This is a genomic window from Micromonospora xinjiangensis (assembly GCF_056150165.1).
The window spans coordinates 510517-529102 of sequence record NZ_JAXCFO010000001.1 but is presented as its reverse complement, the minus strand read 5'-3'; the positions used below and the strand labels follow the sequence as shown (position 1 = coordinate 529102).

Below are 18586 nucleotides of genomic sequence, written 5' to 3'. Positions count from 1 at the left end.
GCAGCCGGCGGAGTGGACCGGTGCCGCCGACGGTCGGCGGACGGACGCGGGAGAGGGACAGGGGAGGAGCGGCATGCAGCGGTGGCGGGGGTACGACGCGGCACCCGGTGGGTGGGGGCGGTCGGTCGTCACCATCGGCGTCTTCGACGGTGTGCACCGGGGGCACCAGGCGACCATCGGCCACGCCGTGGCGCGCGCCCGGGAGCTGGGTGTGCAGTCCGTCGTGGTCACCTTCGACCCGCACCCGGCCGAGGTCGTCCGCCCCGGCTCGCATCCGGCCGTGCTCACCGAGCCGGCCCGCAAGGCCGAGCTGATCGAGGCCCTCGGCGTCGACGTGCTCTGCGTGGTGCCGTTCACCCCCGAGTTCTCCCGGCTGCCGGCCGAGGCGTTCGTGCACGACGTGCTGGTCGAGGCCCTGCACGCGACGCGGGTCGTGGTGGGCGACAACTTCCGCTTCGGGCACAAGGCCGCCGGTGACGTGGCGCTGCTGGAGCGGCTGGGCCGCACGTTCGGCTTCTCGGTGGAGGGCGGCCCGCTGGTGGCCGAGGACGGCACGGTGTTCTCCTCGACGTACATCCGCTCGTGCGTGGATGCCGGGGACGTCGGCGCGGCGGCGGCCGCGCTGGGCCGGCCGCACCGGGTGGAGGGCGTGGTGGTCCGGGGCGACCAGCGCGGGCGTGAGCTGGGCTTCCCGACCGCCAACCTGCTCTGCCACCGGTACGCGGCGATCCCCGCCGACGGGGTGTACGCGGCCCGGCTCGTCCGGCGCGGCCGGCGGGAGCCGCTGATGGCGGCGGTCTCCGTCGGCACCAACCCCACCTTCTCCGGGCGGGAGCGGCGGGTCGAGGCGTACGCCCTGGACTTCGACGGTGACCTCTACGGCGAGCGGTTGGCGCTGGACTTCGTGGCCCACCTGCGGGGGCAGATCCGGTACGACTCGATCGAGCCGCTCGTCGCGCAGATGCGCCAGGACGTGGAGCGGACGCGCGAGGCCCTCGCCTGATCCGCCCGGTCGCGCTCCCACAGACGTCGGGCGGGGCCGTCCGCGGGTGCCGACGCCCCGCGCGCGTGCCCTTGCCCGGCCGGTCGGGGCGGCGGCTGGTAGTCTGGCGGGGACGTCGGAGGACCGACGTGGGGCCTCGCGTGCCTGCTCGACGCCGCGGGTGCGAGGTGCCGGTCCGGATCCGGTCCGCTGGACGGGCTGACGGACATCAGTGATCAACCCATCGAAACAGGGAGAACATGGCGCTCGACCAGGAGTCCAAGGCCAAGATCCGCGCGGAGTACGCGACCCGCGAAGGCGACACCGGTTCGCCGGAGGTGCAGGTCGCGGTCCTCACCAAGCGGATCGCCGAGCTCACCGAGCACCTGAAGGTGCACAAGCACGACCACCACAGCCGCCGTGGGCTGCTGCTGCTGGTCGGCCGTCGCCGTCGGCTGCTCAACTACGTCCAGAAGAAGGACATCAACCGCTACCGGTCGCTCATCGAGCGGCTCGGTCTGCGCCGGTGACGTGACGGGGGAGCGGCCAGTCGGCCGCTCCCCCGTTCCCGCACCACAGGAAGAGAACAGGGCGACGCGACCACCCGAGCAGGGAGCCGGTCAGCGTACCGGTCTCCGGTAGTGGCCTCCGGGCACGCGGCATCCGCCGCCACCCGGGCGCTTCGATCGAAGACCGGCCGTCTGAACAGCTTCCCGCGTCGCGAGCCCCCCGATGCGAAGGAGCACGACCGCACCATGACCGAGACCAAACTCGGCACCGAATCCCGCACCGCCGTGATCGACAACGGGTCCTTCGGCACCCGTGAGATCACCTTCTCCACCGGCCGGCTCGCCCGTCAGGCCGCCGGCTCGGTCATCGCCCAGCTGGGCGAGACCGTCGTCCTCTCCGCCACCACGGCCAGCAAGCAGCCCCGGGAGCAGTTCGACTTCTTCCCGCTGACGGTGGACGTGGAGGAGCGGATGTACGCCGCGGGCCGGATCCCCGGCTCGTTCTTCCGCCGCGAGGGCCGCCCGAGCGAGGACGCCATCCTCACCTGCCGGCTCATCGACCGGCCGCTGCGCCCGTCGTTCGTCAAGGGCCTGCGCAACGAGGTCCAGGTCGTCGAGACCGTCCTCGCGCTCGACCCGGCGCACCCGTACGACGTCGTGGCGATCAACGCCGCCTCGATGTCGACCAAGCTGTCCGGCCTGCCGTTCTCCGGCCCGATCGGGGCGACCCGGATGGCCCACATCGACGGCCAGTGGGTCGCCTTCCCCACCCACGAGGAGCTGGCCCGGGCCACCTTCGACATGGTGGTGGCCGGCCGGGCGCTGCCGGACGGTGACGTCGCGATCATGATGGTCGAGGCCGAGGCCACCGAGCACACCGTGGCGCTGGTCGCCGGCGGCGCGCCCGCCCCGACCGAGGAGGTCGTCGCCAGCGGCCTGGAGGCCGCCAAGCCGGCCATCCGCGAGCTGTGCCGCGCGCAGAGCGAGCTGGCCGAGGTGGCCGCCAAGCCGGTCGCCGACTTCCCGGTCTTCCTCGACTACCTCGACGACGCCTACGACGCGGTGGCCGACCTGGCCCGCGCCGACGTGGCCGAGGCCCTGAAGATCGCCGGCAAGGCCGACCGCGAGGAGGCCCTGGACCGGGTCAAGGCCCGGGTCGCCGAGGAGCTCGGCCCGCGCTTCGAGGGCCGCGAGAAGGAGCTCTCCGCCGCCTTCCGGTCGCTCACCAAGGCCGAGGTCCGCAGCCGGGTGCTGCGCGAGCAGGTCCGCATCGACGGCCGCGGCCCGCGCGACATCCGTCCGCTGACCGCCGAGGTCGGCGTGCTGCCCCGGGTCCACGGCTCGGCGATCTTCGAGCGCGGCGAGACCCAGATCCTGGGCGTCACCACGCTCAACATGCTGCGCATGGAGCAGGCGCTGGACACCCTCTCCCCGGAGAAGTCCAAGCGCTACATGCACAACTACAACTTCCCGCCGTACTCCACCGGTGAGACCGGCCGGGTCGGCTCGCCGAAGCGGCGCGAGATCGGCCACGGCGCGCTGGCGGAGCGGGCGCTCATCCCCGTCCTGCCCTCACGCGAGGAGTTCCCCTACGCCATCCGGCAGGTCTCCGAGGCGCTCGGCTCCAACGGCTCCACCTCCATGGGGTCGGTCTGCGCCTCGACCCTGGGCCTGCTCTCCGCGGGTGTCCCGCTGAAGGCGCCGGTGGCCGGCATCGCCATGGGCCTCATCTCCGACGAGGTCGACGGCAAGACGCAGTACGTGACGCTCACCGACATCCTCGGCGCCGAGGACGCGTTCGGCGACATGGACTTCAAGGTCGCCGGCACGCGGGACTTCGTCACCGCGCTGCAGCTCGACACCAAGCTCGACGGCATCCCGTCGGACGTGCTGGCGGGCGCGCTCCAGCAGGCGCACGAGGCCCGGCAGACGATCCTCGACGTGATGCAGTCGGCGATCGAGGGCCCGGCCGCGATGAGCGACTACGCGCCGCGGGTGACCACCGTGAAGATCCCGGTCGACAAGATCGGCATGGTGATCGGTCCCAAGGGTCAGACGATCAACGCGATCCAGGACGAGACCGGCGCAGAGATCTCGATCGAGGACGACGGCACGATCTACGTCGGCGCGACCAACGGGCCGTCCGCCCAGGCCGCCGTCGAGCGGATCAACGCGATCGCCAACCCGACCCTGCCGAAGGTCGGCGACCGGTTCCTCGGCACCGTGGTGAAGACGGCCGCGTTCGGCGCGTTCGTCTCGCTGCTTCCGGGCCGCGACGGTCTGCTTCACATCTCCAAGGTGGGCGACGGCAAGCGGGTCGAGAAGGTCGAGGACTTCCTCAACGTGGGCGACCGCGTCGAGGTGGAGATCGCCGACATCGACCAGCGCGGCAAGATCTACCTGGACAAGGTGCGCCCCGAGGGCGCCGAGGCGCCGGCCGCCCCCGAGGCGGCCGGTGGCGAGCGTCCCGCCGGCCGCGAGCGGGCCCCGCGAGAGCGCGGTGACCGTGAGCGCGGCGACCGGGAGCGCGGCGGCCGCGCCCCGGAGGGCGGCGAGGGTGGCGGCGAGTCCCGCCCGCGCCGTCGCACGCGGCACAGCTGATCACCGACCGGCCGGACGGCGCCCGAACGGGCACCGTCCGGCCGGTCTTTTCTCCGTGGCACCCCACCCCCCGTCGATGTGAGAGCAGGTTTCCGTGAGTCGGGCCCAGCGTTCGCCTTTCCCTGCGGATCGACGGGGGGCGGCGTCGTCCGGCCCCGCGCGCTCCGGTGGCGCCGGCCGGGCGGTGACCCGGACGATCAGCGAGGACCCGCTGGGCGGCACGGTGCGGCGTACGGTGCTCCCCAGCGGGCTGCGCGTGCTCACCGAGGCGATCCCGGCGATGCGCAGCGTGTCGTTCGGGATCTGGGTGGCGGTCGGCTCGCGGGACGAGGTCGGCCCGCAGTCCGGCGCCGCGCACTTCCTGGAGCACCTGCTCTTCAAGGGCACCCGCAAGCGCAGCGCGCTGGAGATCTCCTCCGCGATCGAGGCGGTGGGCGGCGAGACCAACGCGTTCACCACCAAGGAGTACACCTGCTACTACGCCCGTGTGCTGGACGAGGACCTGCCACTGGCGATCGACGTGATGTGCGACCTCGTGGCCGACTCCGTGCTGGAGGCGGCGGACGTGGAGACCGAGCGCGGCGTGATCCTCGAGGAGATCGCCATGCACGACGACGAGCCCGGTGACGAGGTGCACGACATCTTCGCGCGGGCCGTCTACGGCGAGCACCCGCTCGGCCGGCTGATCTCCGGCACCGAGGAGACGGTCACCCCGATGACCCGGGGTCAGATCAACAGCTTCTACCGGCGGCACTACACGGCTCCGCAGATCGTCGTGGCCGCCGCCGGCAACCTGGACCACGCGACGGTGGTCAAGCTCGTCCGGCAGGCGTTGCGGGACACCCCGCTCGACACCGACCCGGCGGCGCCCGCACCAAGGCGCGCGGCGACCCCGGCCGTACGCACCCGGTCCGCCGCCACGGTGGTGGAGCCGAAGGAGACCGAGCAGGCGCACGTGATCCTCGGCTGCCCCGGCATCGACCGGACCGACAATCGCCGCTTCGCGCTCGGAGTGCTCAACAACGTGCTCGGCGGAGGGATGTCCAGCCGGCTGTTCCAGGAGATCCGGGAGCAGCGCGGCCTCGCGTACTCGGTCTACTCCTACGCCAGCCAGTACGCCGACACCGGCCTCTTCGCCGTCTACGCCGGCTGTGCGCCGGGCAAGGTCGACGAGGTCCTGGAACTGACCCGCGCCGAGCTGGCCCGCGTGGCCGCCGACGGGCTGACCGAGGCCGAGGTGGCCCGCGGCAAGGGGATGTCCAAGGGGTCCTTCGTGCTGGGCCTGGAGGACACCGGTTCGCGGATGAGCCGGCTGGCCAAGGGGGAGCTGCTCTACGGGGACCTGATGCCCGTGGACGAGTTGCTCGCCCGGGTCGACGCGGTGACGGTCGAGGACGTCAACACCCTCGCCGCCGACCTGCTCGGGCGCCCGATGTCCCTCGCCGTGGTCGGCCCCTTCGGCGCCGGAGACTTCTCCACCCCCTGATCCGCCCGCGCCGACCACGCAGCGTGCTGCCCGGGATCATCCGTCTCGCGCCCCTCTCGTCCCCGCCGCGACCGCCTCATCGACGGGAGGTGACGGCGGGGCGGGCGCGGGAGGTCCGGGGGGTTGGTCCCGCCCCGATTGGGATAAGTTGTGCCCCGTGACTGACGAGCAGGAGAGAAACCCGGCCGAGCCGCTGCGGGTCGGCGTCCTGGGCGCCCGTGGCCGGATGGGCGTCGAGGTGTGCAAGGCGGTCGACGCCGCCACCGACATGGAGCTGGTGGCGATGATCGACCAGGGCGACGGCCTCTTCGCCGCGTCCGACGCCGCCGCCGAGGTGGTCGTGGACTTCACCACCCCGGATGTCGTCATGGACAACCTGCACTGGTGCATCGACCAGGGCATCAACGCCGTCGTCGGCACCACGGGCTTCACCGAGCAGCGGTTGGAGCGGGTGCGCGGCTGGCTGGCCCGCAAGCCCGGGGTGGGCGTCGTGATCGCCCCGAACTTCGGCATCGGCGCGGTGTTGATGATGCAGTTCGCCGCGCGGGCGGCCCGGCACTTCGAGTCGGTCGAGATCATCGAGCAGCACCACCCGCGCAAGCTCGACGCGCCCAGCGGCACGGCCACCCACACCGCCCGCCAGATCGCCCAGGCCCGTGCCGAGGCCGGCCTCGGGCCGATCCCCGACGCCACCAAGGACGAGGTGCCGGGCGCCCGGGGCGCGGAGATCGACGGGATTCGCGTACACGCCGTGCGCGCCACCGGCCTGGTCGCGCACCAGGAGGTGCTCTTCGGCACCACCGGCGAGACGCTGACCATCCGGCACGACTCGTACGACCGGGCCTCGTTCATGCCCGGCGTGCTGCTGGCCGTCCGCGCGGTGCGCAACCGGCCGGGTCTCACCGTGGGCCTGGACCCGCTGCTCGACTGAGCGGTGCGCCGGGCGCGGCACGGCGACCGCGCCCGGCGGTCACGGAGCACCACCCCTGGGACGACCGGCGCCGGCGAGGTCCGGCGGAGTGCCGACGCAGCGGTGGTCGCCGGGGCCGTTGGAAACCCCGTCGCCGTCGGGGCGGGCGGCCCCTAGGCTGCCCCGATGATCGATGCTGGACACCGGGACCGGGCCGGGCGTGCCGTCACCCTCCGCCCCGTGGCCGACGACAACTGGCGGGCCGTGGCCGACGTGGCACCCCGGGACGACCAGCGCGCCTGGGTGCCCGCCCTCGCCGCGCGCTACCTGCTGCTGACCATGCGCGGCGACGTCTGGACCTCCCTCGCCGTGTACGCCGACGAGACGGTCGTGGGGCACGTCATGTGGGGCGCCGACGACGACGGCTCGCACTGGATCGGCGGCATGGTCATCGACGGCGCCGAGCAGGGGCGGGGCATCGGGCGGGCGACCGTGGCCACGTTGGCGGGGTGGCTGGCCGCGAGGGACGGGCATCCGCCGGTGCGGCTGTCCTACCACCCGGAGAACGTGGCGGCGGTGGCACTCTACGAGGCCCTCGGTTTCCGCCCCACGGGCGCGATGGAGGACGACGAGATCGTCGCCGAACTCGTCACCCCGCCGTCCCCCTCGCGGTGATCGGGGCGTTGTTGCCCGACGCCCTGCGGCGTCGGGCAACAACCTCCGAGGCAGGGGCGCTCAGGCCCGCACCGAATCCTCGGCGGGGGCCGGGCGCGGGGCGGGGATGGTCGCCGTGTCGACGGTGACGGTCAGGCCGGTGGGGAGGCCGGTGATCGTGGGCCGGCCGGCCCGGTCCACCGCCACGTCGACCGGGGAGCCGGCGACCGTGAGGCGCCGCGCCGCGACCGCGCCGAGCCGCGCACCGGCGAGCGGAGCGACCCGGACCGTGCCGCCGGGCACGTCGGGGTAGAGCCCGGTGGCCGCCTGGAGCAGCAGCACCGCCCCGGCGGCGGCCCACGCCTGCGGCCGGCACGCCGCCGGGTAGGGCACCGGACGGCCCAGGGAGCGGTCGTCGCCGCCGTACAGCTCGGGCAGGCGGTAGTCGAACGCCTCGGCCGCGCCGAGCAGGCCGTCGGCCAGGGTGAGGGCGGCGTCCCGGAATCCGGCCCGGGCCAGGTTGCCGAGCACGATCGCGGTGTCGTGCGCCCAGACCGAGCCGCAGTGGTACGACAGCGGGCTGAAGCCGGCGTCGTCGGTGGACATGGTGCGCAGCCCGTAGCCGCCGGCCAGCGCCTCGGTGCCGAGCAGCCGCGCCACCTGCGCCTCCTCCTCGCCGGTGAGGATCCCGGTGCCGAGCAGGTGCCCGATGTTGCTGGTCAGCGAGTCGACCGGCCGCTTGTCCCGGTCCAGTGCGAGCGCTGGCTGCGGCCCGTACGGCCCGTCGACCCAGAACGCGTCCCGGAACCGGCGCGCCAACCCGGCCGCGTGCTCCCGCCAGCGGTCCCCGCCCGGGCGGCCGAACGCGTCGAGCAGCGCCGCGCCGTTGACCGCGGCCTCGTGCGCGTACCCCTGCACCTCGGCGAGCACGATGGGTGGCGCGGCCAGGGTGCCGTCGCGGAACCGGACCGCGTCGCCGGAGTCCTTCCAGCCCTGGTTGGCCAGGCCGTGCCCGGTGGTGTCGATGTACTCGACGAGCCCGTCGCCGTCGGCGTCGGCGTGGTCGCCGAGCCAGCGCAGCGCCGCGTCCAGGTGGGGCAGCAGCGGTTCGATCTGCTCCGCCGGCAGGCCCCAGCGCCACGCGTCGTGCAGGAGGTTGACCCAGAGCATGGTGGCGTCGACGGTGCCGTAGTACGCGGGCGGCAGCCGTAGCCCGTCGCCGGGGGCGAACTCGTGCCGGCGCAGCTCGTGCAGGACCTTGCCGGGAGCCTCGCCGGTGGCGGTGTCGACCCGGGTGCCCTGCCGCCGGGCGAGCACCCGCAGCGTGCCGGCGGCCAGGTCGGTGCCGAGCGGCAGCATCATCCGGGCGGCCCAGAGGCTGTCCCGTCCGAACAGGGTGAGGAACCAGGGGACCCCGGCGCCGAGGAAGACGTCCCGCGGCGCGTCCACCTCGGCGAGCCGCAGCCCGCGCAGGTCGTCCAGGCCGCGGTCGAGGAGCCGGACGAGTCGCCGGTCGTCGGCGTGCAGGGCGGGCCGGGACCAGCTGGGCTCGCCCGGCGGGCAGACCACCACGGCGCGGGGGTCGTCGACCGTCAGCCGCCAGCGCAGCGTCGTGGTCCCGCGCGGTGGCAGCTCCACCGGCCAGGTCAGCCGGGGCGCGCGGGCCCGCTCGCCGGCGGCCTGGGCCGTGGCGCCGTCGCCGGTCGCGGTGACGGTGATGCCCGCGCCGGACCAGACGAGCCGGCCGGGTTCGCCGGTCTTGGCCTCCAGCGGCTCGGCCGCGCCGCCGGTCTTCACGAGCTCGATGGGGGCGAGGTCGCACGCGAGGTCGACGCTCACGGTGGCCCGGACCGGCGCCGAGGCCGTGGAGACGACGCGGATCTCCTCGGTGAGCCCGTTCGCGGTGGCCCGCCGGCTCCGTTCGACGCGGACGGTCGGGTCGGCGCCGGGGTCGCCGAGCCAGCGCGCCAGGCCGACGAAGCGCACGCCGTGCGGGCCGTCGGGCCCCCGGGTGAGCCCTTCCGGTTCCCGGTCGTCGACGCGCAGCTCGGCCCGGGACAACACCCGGGCGTCGGCGTGGAAGACGCCCTGGACACCGGTCGGGCGGATCTGCCCGGCCGCGTCCCCCAGCGCGCTGGTGGGGGCGAGGACGACCCCGACCAGCTCGTGCAGCAGGGGTTGCAGTTGGCGTTCGGTCACGATGTGGCTCCAGATCCTGTCGCTGTGGAACGACGTCTTGACAAGTCGTTCCGGCCGGTGCAAAGTGCGAAACATTCCAGAAACTTGAACGATCTAATCCTGCCGTATCCAAATTGGATCGTTCAAGATGGCGAGAGGGATTTTGTGGCCGAAAAGGTGACCATCGCGACGGTGGCCCGGCACGCCCGTGTGAGCCGCCAGACCGTGTCCAACGTGCTCAACACCCCGCACATCGTGCGGGAGGAGACCCGGCAGCGGGTCCAGGAGGCCATCGCCGCCCTGGGCTACCGCGTCAGCCAGGCCGCCCGGCAGATGCGCACCGGCCGTTCCCGCCTGATCGCCGTCCGTATCGAACCGACCCGGGACGGCATCAACGGCTCGGTGCTCGACCGCTTCCTGCACGGCCTCACCGAGACCGCGGAGGTGGCCGGCTACCGGACCATGCTCTACACCGCCGGCGACACCGCGCGGGAGATCGCCGCCTACGACGACCTGCTCAGCGCGTACGACCTCGACGGCTTCGTGCTGACCGGCACGGACCACGGCGACCCCCGTACCGCCTGGCTGGCCGAGCGCGCCGTGGCGTTCGTGACCTTCGGCCGCCCGTGGGACGACCTCACGGCGCACCCGTGGGTCGACGTCGACGGCGCCGCCGGCACCGCCCGCGCCACCGAACACCTGCTCGGGCGCGGTCACCGCCGGATCGGCTTCCTCGGCTGGCCCGCCGGCTCCGGCGTGGGCGACGACCGCCGCGCCGGCTGGCGGGACACGCTGCGCGCCGCCGGGACCGACCCGGCCGGGTTGGACCGCGAGGTCGAGGACGGCGTCGCCGAGGGCGAGTGGTCGATGCGCGACCTGCTCGCCACCACCGAGCCCCCGACCGCCGTGGTCTGCGCCAGCGACTCCCTCGCGGTCGGTGCCCTCGCGGCCGTACGCGCCGCCGGCTCCGACGTGGCGGTGATCGGCTTCGACGACACCCCGGTCGCCGCCGCCATCGGGCTGACCAGCGTCAGCCAGCCCCTCGGCGAGGCCGCCGCGCGCTGCGTGGACCTGCTCACCGCGGTCCTCGACGGCGACCAACAGGCACCCGAACCCGTGCTGCTCCAGCCCTCGCTGGTGCTCCGGCACACCGCGTAACCCTTCCCCCCGAACAGGAGAACCAGATGGCACCTCGACCCCTCGCCCGGGTGGCGGTCGCCGGCCTCGCCGCCGTCGCGCTGCTCGGCTCCGCCGCCTGTGGCAGCGGTTTCGACGACAACTCCGGTGACGCCGCCCAGTCCAGCGGCCCGGCCAACCTGCAGATCCTGATCGGCTCGTCGGGTGAGGCGGAGACCAAGGCGGTGCAGGACGCGGCGGCCAAGTGGGCCAGCAGCTCGGGCAACACCGCCACGGTGACACCCGCGCAGGACCTCACCCAGCAGCTCGGCCAGGCGCTCGCCGGCGGCACACCGCCGGACGTCTTCTACGTCGACGCGACCCGGTTCGCCGACTACGCGAGCGTGGGCGCGCTCGAGCCGTACGGCGACAAGATCAGCAACACCGGCGACTTCTACGAGAGCCTGCGCACGACGTTCACCTACGACGGCAAGCTCTACTGCGCCCCGAAGGACTTCTCCACCCTCGCGCTGCAGATCAACACCGACCTCTGGACCAAGGCCGGCCTGACCGACGCCGACATCCCCACCAGCTGGGACCAGCTGACCGCCACCGCGCAGAAGATCAAGGCGAAGGGGCAGGTGCCGCTGGCCCTGGGCGACACCCGGGACCGGATCGGCGCGTTCCTGGTGCAGAACGGCGGCTGGCTCATGAGCGCCGACGGCAAGCAGCCCACCGCGGACACCCCGGAGAACGTCGCCGCCCTGCAGTACGTCAAGGACCTGCTCACCAAGGGCCTCGCGCAGTACCCGAAGCAGCTCGACGCCGGGTGGTCCGGTGAGGCGTTCGGCAAGGGCAAGGCCGTGATGACCATCGAGGGCAACTGGATCAAGGGCGCCCTTCAGAACGACTTCCCGAACGTGAAGTACAAGGTCGTCCCGCTGCCGGCCGGCCCGAAGGGCCAGGGCACCCTCTCCTTCACCCAGTGCTGGGGCATCGCCGCCAAGTCCAAGTACAAGGAGCAGGCGATCAAGTTCGTCGAGGCGATGACCAGCGGCGAGCAGCAGATGGCCTTCGCCACCGCGTTCGGCGTCATGCCGTCGCGGCAGTCCGTCCGCGACCAGTACACCAGCGCCTTCCCGGCCGACAAGCCCTTCATCGACGGCGTCGAGTACGCCCAGGGCCCGGTGAACGCGCCGAAGATGGACAGCGTCCTGCGCGACCTGGAGGCAGGCCTGCAGGCCCTCTCCACCGGCGACCCGAAGACGATCCTGGGCAACTTCGACAAGAACGCCAAGGCGGCGCTCGGCGGCTGAGGTGTGCGCGAGGGCCCGCCGCGTCGGCAGCGGGCCCTCGCCCCGCACCTCCTACCTCGTGAGGGAGGGGAGATGGCAACGGAGGCACCGGCGGCGCGGGTCGCCGCACGCGGCGGCGCGCCACGGCGGCGCGGGCGCGGCACCCGGAGCAACGAGAACCTCGCCGGATGGCTCTTCGTCGCGCCGGTCGTCGTGATCCTGGGGCTCTTCCTGCTGCTGCCGATCCTGATGGCGCTCTGGGTGAGCCTCACCGACTGGAACGGCCAGGGCAGCCCGTTCACCCGGAACGTGCCGTTCGTCGGGGCGGAGAACTACACCCGCCTCTTCACCGAGGACGGTCTGGACCGGCGTGACTTCATGACGAGCATCCGGAACAACATCTACTACGTCGGGATCGTGGTGCCGGCGCAGACCGCGCTCGCCCTCGGCCTGGCGCTCGTGGTGAACAACCGGATGCTCAAGGGAAAGGGCTTCTTCCGCAGCGCCTTCTACTTCCCGTCGGTCACCAGCTCGGTGGCGATCAGCGTGGTCTTCCTGTTCCTCTTCGCGAACTCGGGCGCGGTCAACCGGCTGCTCGGCCTGTTCGGCATCTCCGGACCGCAGTGGTTCGCCGACTCCCGAGGCGTGCTGCACCTGTTGCTCGGCACGGTCGGGGTGGACGATCCGCCCGCCGCGCTGACCGGCGGCGGCCCCTTCGGCCTGAGCTGGTGGGACTGGCTCTCCGGGCCGAGCGTCGCGATGGTCTCGATCATCACACTGGTGGTCTGGACCACCTCCGGCACCTTCATGCTGATGTTCCTCGCCGCGCTCCAGAACGTGCCGGTGACCCTGGACGAGGCCAGCACCCTCGACGGCGCCACCCGGTGGCAGCGGTTCCGCTACGTCACCCTGCCGATGATCAGGCCGACGACCTTCCTGGTGGTCACGCTCGGCCTGATCGGCTCCTGGCAGGTCTTCGACCAGGTGTACGTCATGAGCCAGGGCGACCCGGCCAAGACCACCCTCACCCCGGCCTACCTGTCGTACCGCACCGCGTTCCGCGACTTCGACTACGGCTCCGGCGCGGCGATCTCGTTCGTGCTGTTCCTGATCATCATCGGGTTGACCCTGATCCAGCGCCGCGTCATGGCCGACCGGGACCCGGTCGGGCGGCGGCGCGGCGGGTGGCGTCGACGCGTACCGGGAGGGTCGTGACATGGCCGTGCTGACCGACCGCCCGCCGGTCGCGGCGACGCCCGCGCGGCGGCGACCCCGTGGCGGCCGCACCCTGGTCTCCCGCGTCCTGGGATACGCCACCCTGATCTTCTTCGGGTTGGTCTTCCTCTACCCGTTCGTGATCCAGCTGGGCAACTCGCTCAAGACCGAGCCGGACGCGGCGGCCAACCCGCTCTCACCGATCCCCGACCCGGTCACGCTGGCCAGCTTCGAGCGGATCTTCGCGGGCACCAACTTCCCGCTCTGGCTCGGCAACTCGCTGCTGGTCACCGTGCTGGTCACGCTCGGCCGGGTGTTCTTCGACTCGCTCGCCGGGTACGCGCTGGCCCGCCTGCGGTTCCGCGGACGCTCCGGGCTGTTCGCCGCGGTCATCGCGATCATGGCGGTGCCCGGCGTGGTGCTGCTCATCCCGAAGTTCCTCGTGCTCAACCAGCTCGGCATGTACAACAGCTACGCCGGGCTGATCGTGCCGCTGCTCGCCGACGCGGCCGGCGTGTTCATCATGAAGCAGTTCTTCGAGTCGATCCCGGTCAGCGTGGAGGAGGCGGCCCGCATCGACGGCGCCAGCGTCTTCCGCACCTTCTGGTCGGTGGTGCTGCCGATGGCGAAGCCGGCGCTGATCACCCTGACCATCCTGTCGTTCCAGGGCTCCTGGAACGAGTTCCCGCACAGCCTGGTCGCGGTGCAGGACCCGGACCTGTTCACCCTGCCGCGTGGCCTGGCCGACCTGGTCAGCGGATCGCTCGGCAAGGGCAGCCAGTTCCCGCTCAAGCTCGGCGCCGCCCTGCTGGCCACGATCCCCGTGGCCATCATCTTCGTGGTCTTCCAGCGCTACTTCGTCCGCGACGCCAACGACGGCTCCGACAAGGGCTGACCCGTCGCCCCCGCCGGTTCGGCGCCGGCGGGGGCGACGGCCGTTCGCGTCCGGACACGCGGTCCGGCCGCGTTCAGTCGGCCGGGGTGGCCTGGGCGGGCGGGGTGGACCCGGCCTCGGCCGGCAGCGCGACGTGCAGGCGGAGCTGGGGCACCAGCATGTCGTCCACGTCGAGGGCGCGGGCCGCCCCGTCGGCCTCCCAGCCGGCGCCGGCCAGGAACCCGCGGGTCGCGTCGTCAGCGTCGAAGGCCCAGGCCACCGCCCGCGTGAAGCCGTCGCCGCGCCACAGATCCACGCATGCCGCGAGCAGTCGACTGCCGTGCCCCCGCCGGCCCCACCGGGGCTCCACGAGCAGGTCCGTGATCGCCGCGACGTCGCCCGCGAGCGCGTCGGCCGGCTCGTTCGGGGCGAGCGCCTCGGCATCGGCCGGCCCGGAGGCGGCGAAACCCACCAGATACGATTGCTCGGCCTGCTCGACGGCGACCAGCACCCGGTGGGCGTCCGACGGCGGCTCCTGCACCGCCGCGCTCCACCGCCGGGCGAGCCACGCCTCGTCCAGGTTGTCGAGGACGTGCCGGGGCAGGATCCGGCGATAGGCGACCCGCCAGGTCGCGAGCTGGATGCGTGCGATCTCGCCGGCGTCTTCCGGACGCGCCGGGCGGACGTACCCGAGAGCCATGGGACGTGAGCCTACGCAGGGCGAGGGAGGCGACGGTGGCGCAGGGTGCCAACAGGACGGTCGCGCAGGTCATCGGCGTGTTCCTGCTCGCCGTCGCGGTGGCCGCCTTCCTGTCCGTCGCCGCCGTGCGGCACGGCTTCTTCGACCTGCAGGTCTACTACGGCGCCCTGCGCTGGTGGGCCCGCGACGGCGGGGAGATCTACGACTACCTGCGGCCCTTCACGCAGTACGGGTTCACCTACCCGCCCTTCGCCGCCCTCGTCATGCTGCCGATGGCGTACGTCCCGTGGCTCGTCGCCATCATGATCAGCGTGACGCTGACCGTCGCGGTGACCGTGGTGCTCTTCTGGTGGCTCGTCGACCCGATCTCGCGCCGGGCCGGCTGGACGCGCTGGTTCGCCCTCGCCGTGGCGCTCTGCCTCGTCGCCGCGTACGAGCCGATGCGCGAGACGGTCAACTTCGGCCAGGTCAACATGCTGCTGCTCTTCCTGGTCGCGGTCGACCTGCTCCGGCTGCTCCCGGGCGGCAGCCGCTGGGCGGGCGTGGGCATCGGCCTGGCGACCGCCATCAAGCTGACCCCCGGCATCTTCATCGTCTACCTGCTCGTGACCCGTCGCTGGCGCGCGGCGCTCACCTCGGCGGCCACCGCGGCGGTGGCGACGCTGTCGGCCGCCGCGCTCTTCCCCGACGCGTCCCGGGAGTTCTGGACGGAGGCGCTGTGGAACACCGGTCGCGTCGGCGAGCTGGCGTTCGTCTCCAACCAGTCGCTGCGCGGGGTCGTCGCCCGGCTGAACCCGGAGCACCCGAGCACGCTCGTCTGGCTCGTGCTGGTGCTCGGCACCCTCGCGCTCTGGGCGTGGCGGTGCCGGGTCGCCGTGGCCGCGGGCGACGAGGCGGCCGGGCTCGCCCTGACCGGCGCGGTGATGTGCCTCGTCAGCCCGGTGACCTGGGTGCACCACCTGGTCTGGCTGCTGCCGGCGCTGATCCTGCTCGTGGACGACGGCATGGCGGCCCCCGCCCGCAGCCGCCGGCGCCGGCTGCTGCTGGCCGCCGCGCTCGTCGGGTACGGGTTCCTGACCAGCCGGATCGTCTGGGCGTGGGAGAAGGACTTCACCGGGTTGGACGGGTTCCTCGGCAGCAACACCTACGTCTGGATCAGCCTGGCGTTGCTGGCCTTCCTGCCGATCCGCCGCCGGGTGGCGCCGGCGGGGTCATCCGTGCAGGTGTCCGGCGTACCGCAGCTCGACGAGCCGGACGGGCGAGCGCCCGCCGGAGAGCGGCACCGGGTAGGTCGTCCACTCGCCGTCCGGTGACAGCCCGGCCCGCGCGCAGAACCGCCGGGCCCGGTGGTTCTCCTCCAGCACCCACAGCCGGTACGCCGACCAGCCCTGGGCGGCCAGCCCGTCCCGGGCCGCGTCGAACAGCGCCGCGGCCGTGCCGTCGCCCCAGTGCCCGGGCTCCACGTAGAGGGCGAGCACTTCCCCGCAGGTCGGGTCGAGGTTCGCCCGGTCCTGGTCGACGCGGTACGGCCCGAACGAGGTGAACCCGACGACCCGGCCGTCGTCCGCCTCGGCCAGCAGGGTCGTGAACGGATGCGCGGGGTCGGCCGTGCCGAGGTCGCGCCGGCGCTGCGCCCAGGCGGCCACGTTGAGCCGCCGCAGCACCTCGTCCGGCATGACGCCGGCGTAGCCGGCCTGCCAGCCGTGCACGTGCACCCGGGCGACCGCCTCGGCGTCGTCCGGCTCCTCCGGTCGGATGGTGAGCACGTCCCCGTTCTATGCCCGGTCGGGCCGTCGGTCCAGCGTCCGCGCCGGGGTGTCGTACCGCCGGGTTAGGGTGCCGACGATGGTCGCACCGGAATCGCTCTCGCTCGCCCAGGCCCGTCGGGTGGCGCTCGCCGCCCAGGGCTTCGCCGACCCGGCGCCCACCGGCGTGCCGACACGCCGTCACCTGCGCCGGGTGCTCGACCGGGTCGGGCTGATCCAGATGGATTCGGTCAACGTGCTGCAGCGCGCCCACTACCTGCCGCTCTACAGCCGGCTCGGGCCCTACCCGACCGCCCTGCTCGACACGGCGGCCTACCGCCGCCCCCGGGAGCTCTTCGAATACTGGGGGCACGAGGCGTCGCTGGTGCCGGTCGGGCTGCACGCGGCGCTGCGTTGGCGGATGGCGCGCGCGCACACCGAGTCGTGGGGCGGCATGCGCCGGATCGCCCAGGAGCAGCCGGAGCTGGTCGCCTGGGTCCGCGACGAGGTGGCCGCCCGGGGGCCGCTGACCGCCGCCGAGATCGAGCACGACGCACCCCGTGAGTCGGGCAACTGGGGCTGGAACTGGTCGGCGGTGAAGCGGGCGCTGGAGTTCCTCTTCTGGGCCGGCGAGGTGAGCGCCGCCGAGCGCACCACCTCCTTCGCCCGCCGCTACGACCTGCCCGAGCGGGTGCTCCCGGCCGCGGCGCTGGACGCGCCCACCCCGACCGACGCCGAGGCCTACCGCACGCTGGTGTCCGTCGCCGCCCGCTCGCTCGGGGTGGCCGCCGAGCCCGAGCTGCGCGACTACTTCCGCCTGCCCCTCGCCGGGGCGCGGCAGGCGATCGCCGAGCTGGTCGAGGCCGGCGAGCTGTTGCCGGTCACCGTCGCGGGTTGGCGGCAGCCGGCCTGGCTGCACGCCGCCGCCCGGCTGCCGAGGTGGGTGCGGGGCAACACGCTGGTCAGCCCGTTCGACCCGCTGATCTGGGAGCGCAACCGCACCGAGCGCCTTTTCGACTTCGCCTACCGCATCGAGATCTACGTGCCGGCCCCGCAGCGGGTCCACGGCTACTACGTGCTCCCGTTCCTGCAGGGGGAGCGGTTCACCGCCCGGGTCGACCTGAAGGCCGACCGGAAGGCCGGCGTCCTGCTGGTGCCCGCCGCGTGGGTCGAGCCCGGTGCCGATCCCGGTGACACGGCCGTGGCGCTCGCCGCCGAGCTCTACCGCCTCGCCGGCTGGCTCGGCCTCGACTCGGTGGCGCCGCCCGCCGCCGGCGACCTGGCCGGTCCGCTGGCCGCCGCGCTCGTGGGCGTCGCGGGTGTACGGTGAGCGCGTGACGAGCGTTGACCCGTCGGCCGTTCCGCCGCAGGCCCCGACCGGCGCGTTCTCCCCTCCCGGCGCTGATCCGGCCCCCGGACACGGCGTGCCGCACGGTGCCGCCCCGGCCCACGGTCAGGCCGTCCCGGGCTGGGGCACCGCTCCCGGAGAGGCTGCGCACCCGGGCTGGGGCACCGCTCCCGGAGAGGCTGCGCACCCGGGCTGGCCCGCGGGTGCGGTGTCGCCCTATCCGGCGCCGCCCTACCCGGTCCCCGAGTCCGACCGGTTCACCCGGTTCGTGGTCCGGCTCTACGAGCGATCGCCCCGGTGGGCCGTGCCGTTGGCCGCGCTCGGCTGCGTCGCGGCGGGCATCGGCTACGCGCTGATCACCGACCCGACCCGGTCGGATCCCGACGCCCCGCCCTCCTGCATCCTCAAGCTGACCACCGGGCTGGACTGCCCGGGCTGCGGAGGCACCCGCGCGCTCTGGTACGTGCTGCACGGCGACCTGCCCGCCGCCGCCCGGCACCATTTCCTCTTCGTCTTCGCGCTGCCCTTCCTGGCCTACCTCTTCGTCGCGTGGGCCGGCCGGCAGGCCTTCGGCTGGCGTCTGCCGGAGCTGCGGATCAGCAACAAGATGATCGGCGGTTTCCTCGCCGCCTGGCTGGCCTTCACGGTGCTGCGCAACCTTCCGTGGGCCCCCTTCACCTCCCTCTACGTCTGACCGGCCGGTGCGTCGACCGGCCGGCGTCTGATTGATCGGTGCTTCTGATTGGCCGGTGCGTCTGACCGTTGTCTCCTCCGGCGACGGCCGTTCCTCGCTGTGTGATCCGGCCTCCCCCACCGCACGTGCCGACCCTGAGAGCTGTCGAGCTGCCCCAGATCTGAGACGGAGGCCGGCGCCGACCTCGCGCGCCGCGAGCCCGTCCCGACGGGTCGCTAGGCCGACCAGCAAAGGGCAGCACCGGACGGTGACGTATCAGGTGGTGCGCGATCGGCGGCG

At 73.3% G+C, this 18586-nt stretch carries 16 protein-coding genes; 13 read left to right on the top strand and 3 right to left on the bottom strand.

What is annotated here, in order from left to right; all coding sequences use genetic code 11:
* Positions 1 to 73: 73 nt before the first annotated feature.
* The 6 genes from SM573_RS02610 to SM573_RS02585 all read left to right on the top strand — a co-directional run bounded on the left by SM573_RS02610 (position 74) and on the right by SM573_RS02585 (position 7163).
* Positions 74 to 1003, top strand: coding sequence for a bifunctional riboflavin kinase/FAD synthetase (locus SM573_RS02610; protein ID WP_474615388.1), 930 nt, complete (start codon positions 74 to 76; stop codon positions 1001 to 1003).
* Positions 1004 to 1242: 239 nt separating this feature from the next.
* A complete protein-coding gene (gene rpsO / locus SM573_RS02605; protein ID WP_474613842.1) occupies positions 1243 to 1512 on the top strand; it encodes a 30S ribosomal protein S15 in 270 nt (89 codons plus the stop codon).
* Between the two features lie 225 nt (positions 1513 to 1737).
* Positions 1738 to 4092 carry a polyribonucleotide nucleotidyltransferase gene (locus tag SM573_RS02600; protein WP_474613841.1) on the top strand — a complete coding sequence of 785 codons (2355 nt, stop codon included), beginning with the start codon at positions 1738 to 1740 and terminating at the stop codon, positions 4090 to 4092.
* Positions 4093 to 4276: 184 nt separating this feature from the next.
* On the top strand, positions 4277 to 5578 hold the full coding sequence (locus SM573_RS02595) for a M16 family metallopeptidase (protein ID WP_474615387.1): 1302 nt from the start codon (positions 4277 to 4279) through the stop codon (positions 5576 to 5578).
* 157 nt (positions 5579 to 5735) lie between these two features.
* Entirely contained in the window at positions 5736 to 6509 is a 774-nt protein-coding gene (gene dapB / locus SM573_RS02590; protein WP_474613839.1) for a 4-hydroxy-tetrahydrodipicolinate reductase, read from the top strand.
* 165 nt (positions 6510 to 6674) lie between these two features.
* Positions 6675 to 7163, top strand: a complete 489-nt coding sequence (locus tag SM573_RS02585; RefSeq protein WP_474615386.1) for a GNAT family N-acetyltransferase — start codon at positions 6675 to 6677, stop codon at positions 7161 to 7163.
* A gap of 60 nt (positions 7164 to 7223) precedes the next feature.
* Here SM573_RS02585 and SM573_RS02580 read toward each other — a convergent pair whose 3' ends face one another.
* The gene (locus SM573_RS02580) at positions 7224 to 9341 is read right to left on the bottom strand and encodes an amylo-alpha-1,6-glucosidase (RefSeq protein ID WP_474613837.1); all 2118 of its coding nucleotides are present in this window, start codon (positions 9339 to 9341) and stop codon (positions 7224 to 7226) included.
* A gap of 144 nt (positions 9342 to 9485) precedes the next feature.
* On the opposite strand from SM573_RS02580, the gene SM573_RS02575 reads away from it, so the two are divergent.
* The 4 genes from SM573_RS02575 to SM573_RS02560 all read left to right on the top strand — a co-directional run bounded on the left by SM573_RS02575 (position 9486) and on the right by SM573_RS02560 (position 13841).
* A complete protein-coding gene (locus SM573_RS02575) occupies positions 9486 to 10478 on the top strand; it encodes a LacI family DNA-binding transcriptional regulator (RefSeq protein ID WP_474615385.1) in 993 nt (330 codons plus the stop codon).
* A gap of 26 nt (positions 10479 to 10504) precedes the next feature.
* Positions 10505 to 11752 carry a sugar ABC transporter substrate-binding protein gene (locus tag SM573_RS02570; protein ID WP_474613835.1) on the top strand — a complete coding sequence of 416 codons (1248 nt, stop codon included), beginning with the start codon at positions 10505 to 10507 and terminating at the stop codon, positions 11750 to 11752.
* 72 nt (positions 11753 to 11824) lie between these two features.
* The gene (locus SM573_RS02565; protein WP_474615384.1) at positions 11825 to 12946 is read left to right on the top strand and encodes a carbohydrate ABC transporter permease; all 1122 of its coding nucleotides are present in this window, start codon (positions 11825 to 11827) and stop codon (positions 12944 to 12946) included.
* Position 12947: 1 nt separating this feature from the next.
* The gene (locus SM573_RS02560) at positions 12948 to 13841 is read left to right on the top strand and encodes a carbohydrate ABC transporter permease (RefSeq protein WP_474615383.1); all 894 of its coding nucleotides are present in this window, start codon (positions 12948 to 12950) and stop codon (positions 13839 to 13841) included.
* A 73-nt stretch (positions 13842 to 13914) separates the two neighbouring features.
* Here the strand turns inward: SM573_RS02560 and SM573_RS02555 are convergent, their stop codons facing one another.
* Positions 13915 to 14520: an N-acetyltransferase family protein gene (locus SM573_RS02555; protein WP_474612439.1), complete on the bottom strand. Its 606-nt coding sequence runs from the start codon at positions 14518 to 14520 to the stop codon at positions 13915 to 13917.
* Positions 14521 to 14555: 35 nt separating this feature from the next.
* On the opposite strand from SM573_RS02555, the gene SM573_RS02550 reads away from it, so the two are divergent.
* Positions 14556 to 15833, top strand: a complete 1278-nt coding sequence (locus SM573_RS02550; RefSeq protein ID WP_474612438.1) for a glycosyltransferase 87 family protein — start codon at positions 14556 to 14558, stop codon at positions 15831 to 15833.
* Here the strand turns inward: SM573_RS02550 and SM573_RS02545 are convergent.
* Positions 15732 to 16286, bottom strand: coding sequence for an N-acetyltransferase family protein (locus SM573_RS02545; RefSeq protein WP_474615382.1), 555 nt, complete (start codon positions 16284 to 16286; stop codon positions 15732 to 15734). The genes SM573_RS02550 and SM573_RS02545 overlap by 102 nt on opposite strands.
* Before the next feature lie 79 nt (positions 16287 to 16365).
* Here SM573_RS02545 and SM573_RS02540 point away from each other — a divergent pair, with 79 nt between their 5' ends.
* Entirely contained in the window at positions 16366 to 17595 is a 1230-nt protein-coding gene (locus SM573_RS02540) for a winged helix-turn-helix domain-containing protein (RefSeq protein WP_474612436.1), read from the top strand.
* A complete protein-coding gene (locus SM573_RS02535; RefSeq protein WP_474612435.1) occupies positions 17585 to 18307 on the top strand; it encodes a DUF2752 domain-containing protein in 723 nt (240 codons plus the stop codon). The genes SM573_RS02540 and SM573_RS02535 overlap by 11 nt, the downstream gene beginning before the upstream one ends.
* Positions 18308 to 18586: the final 279 nt, after the last annotated feature.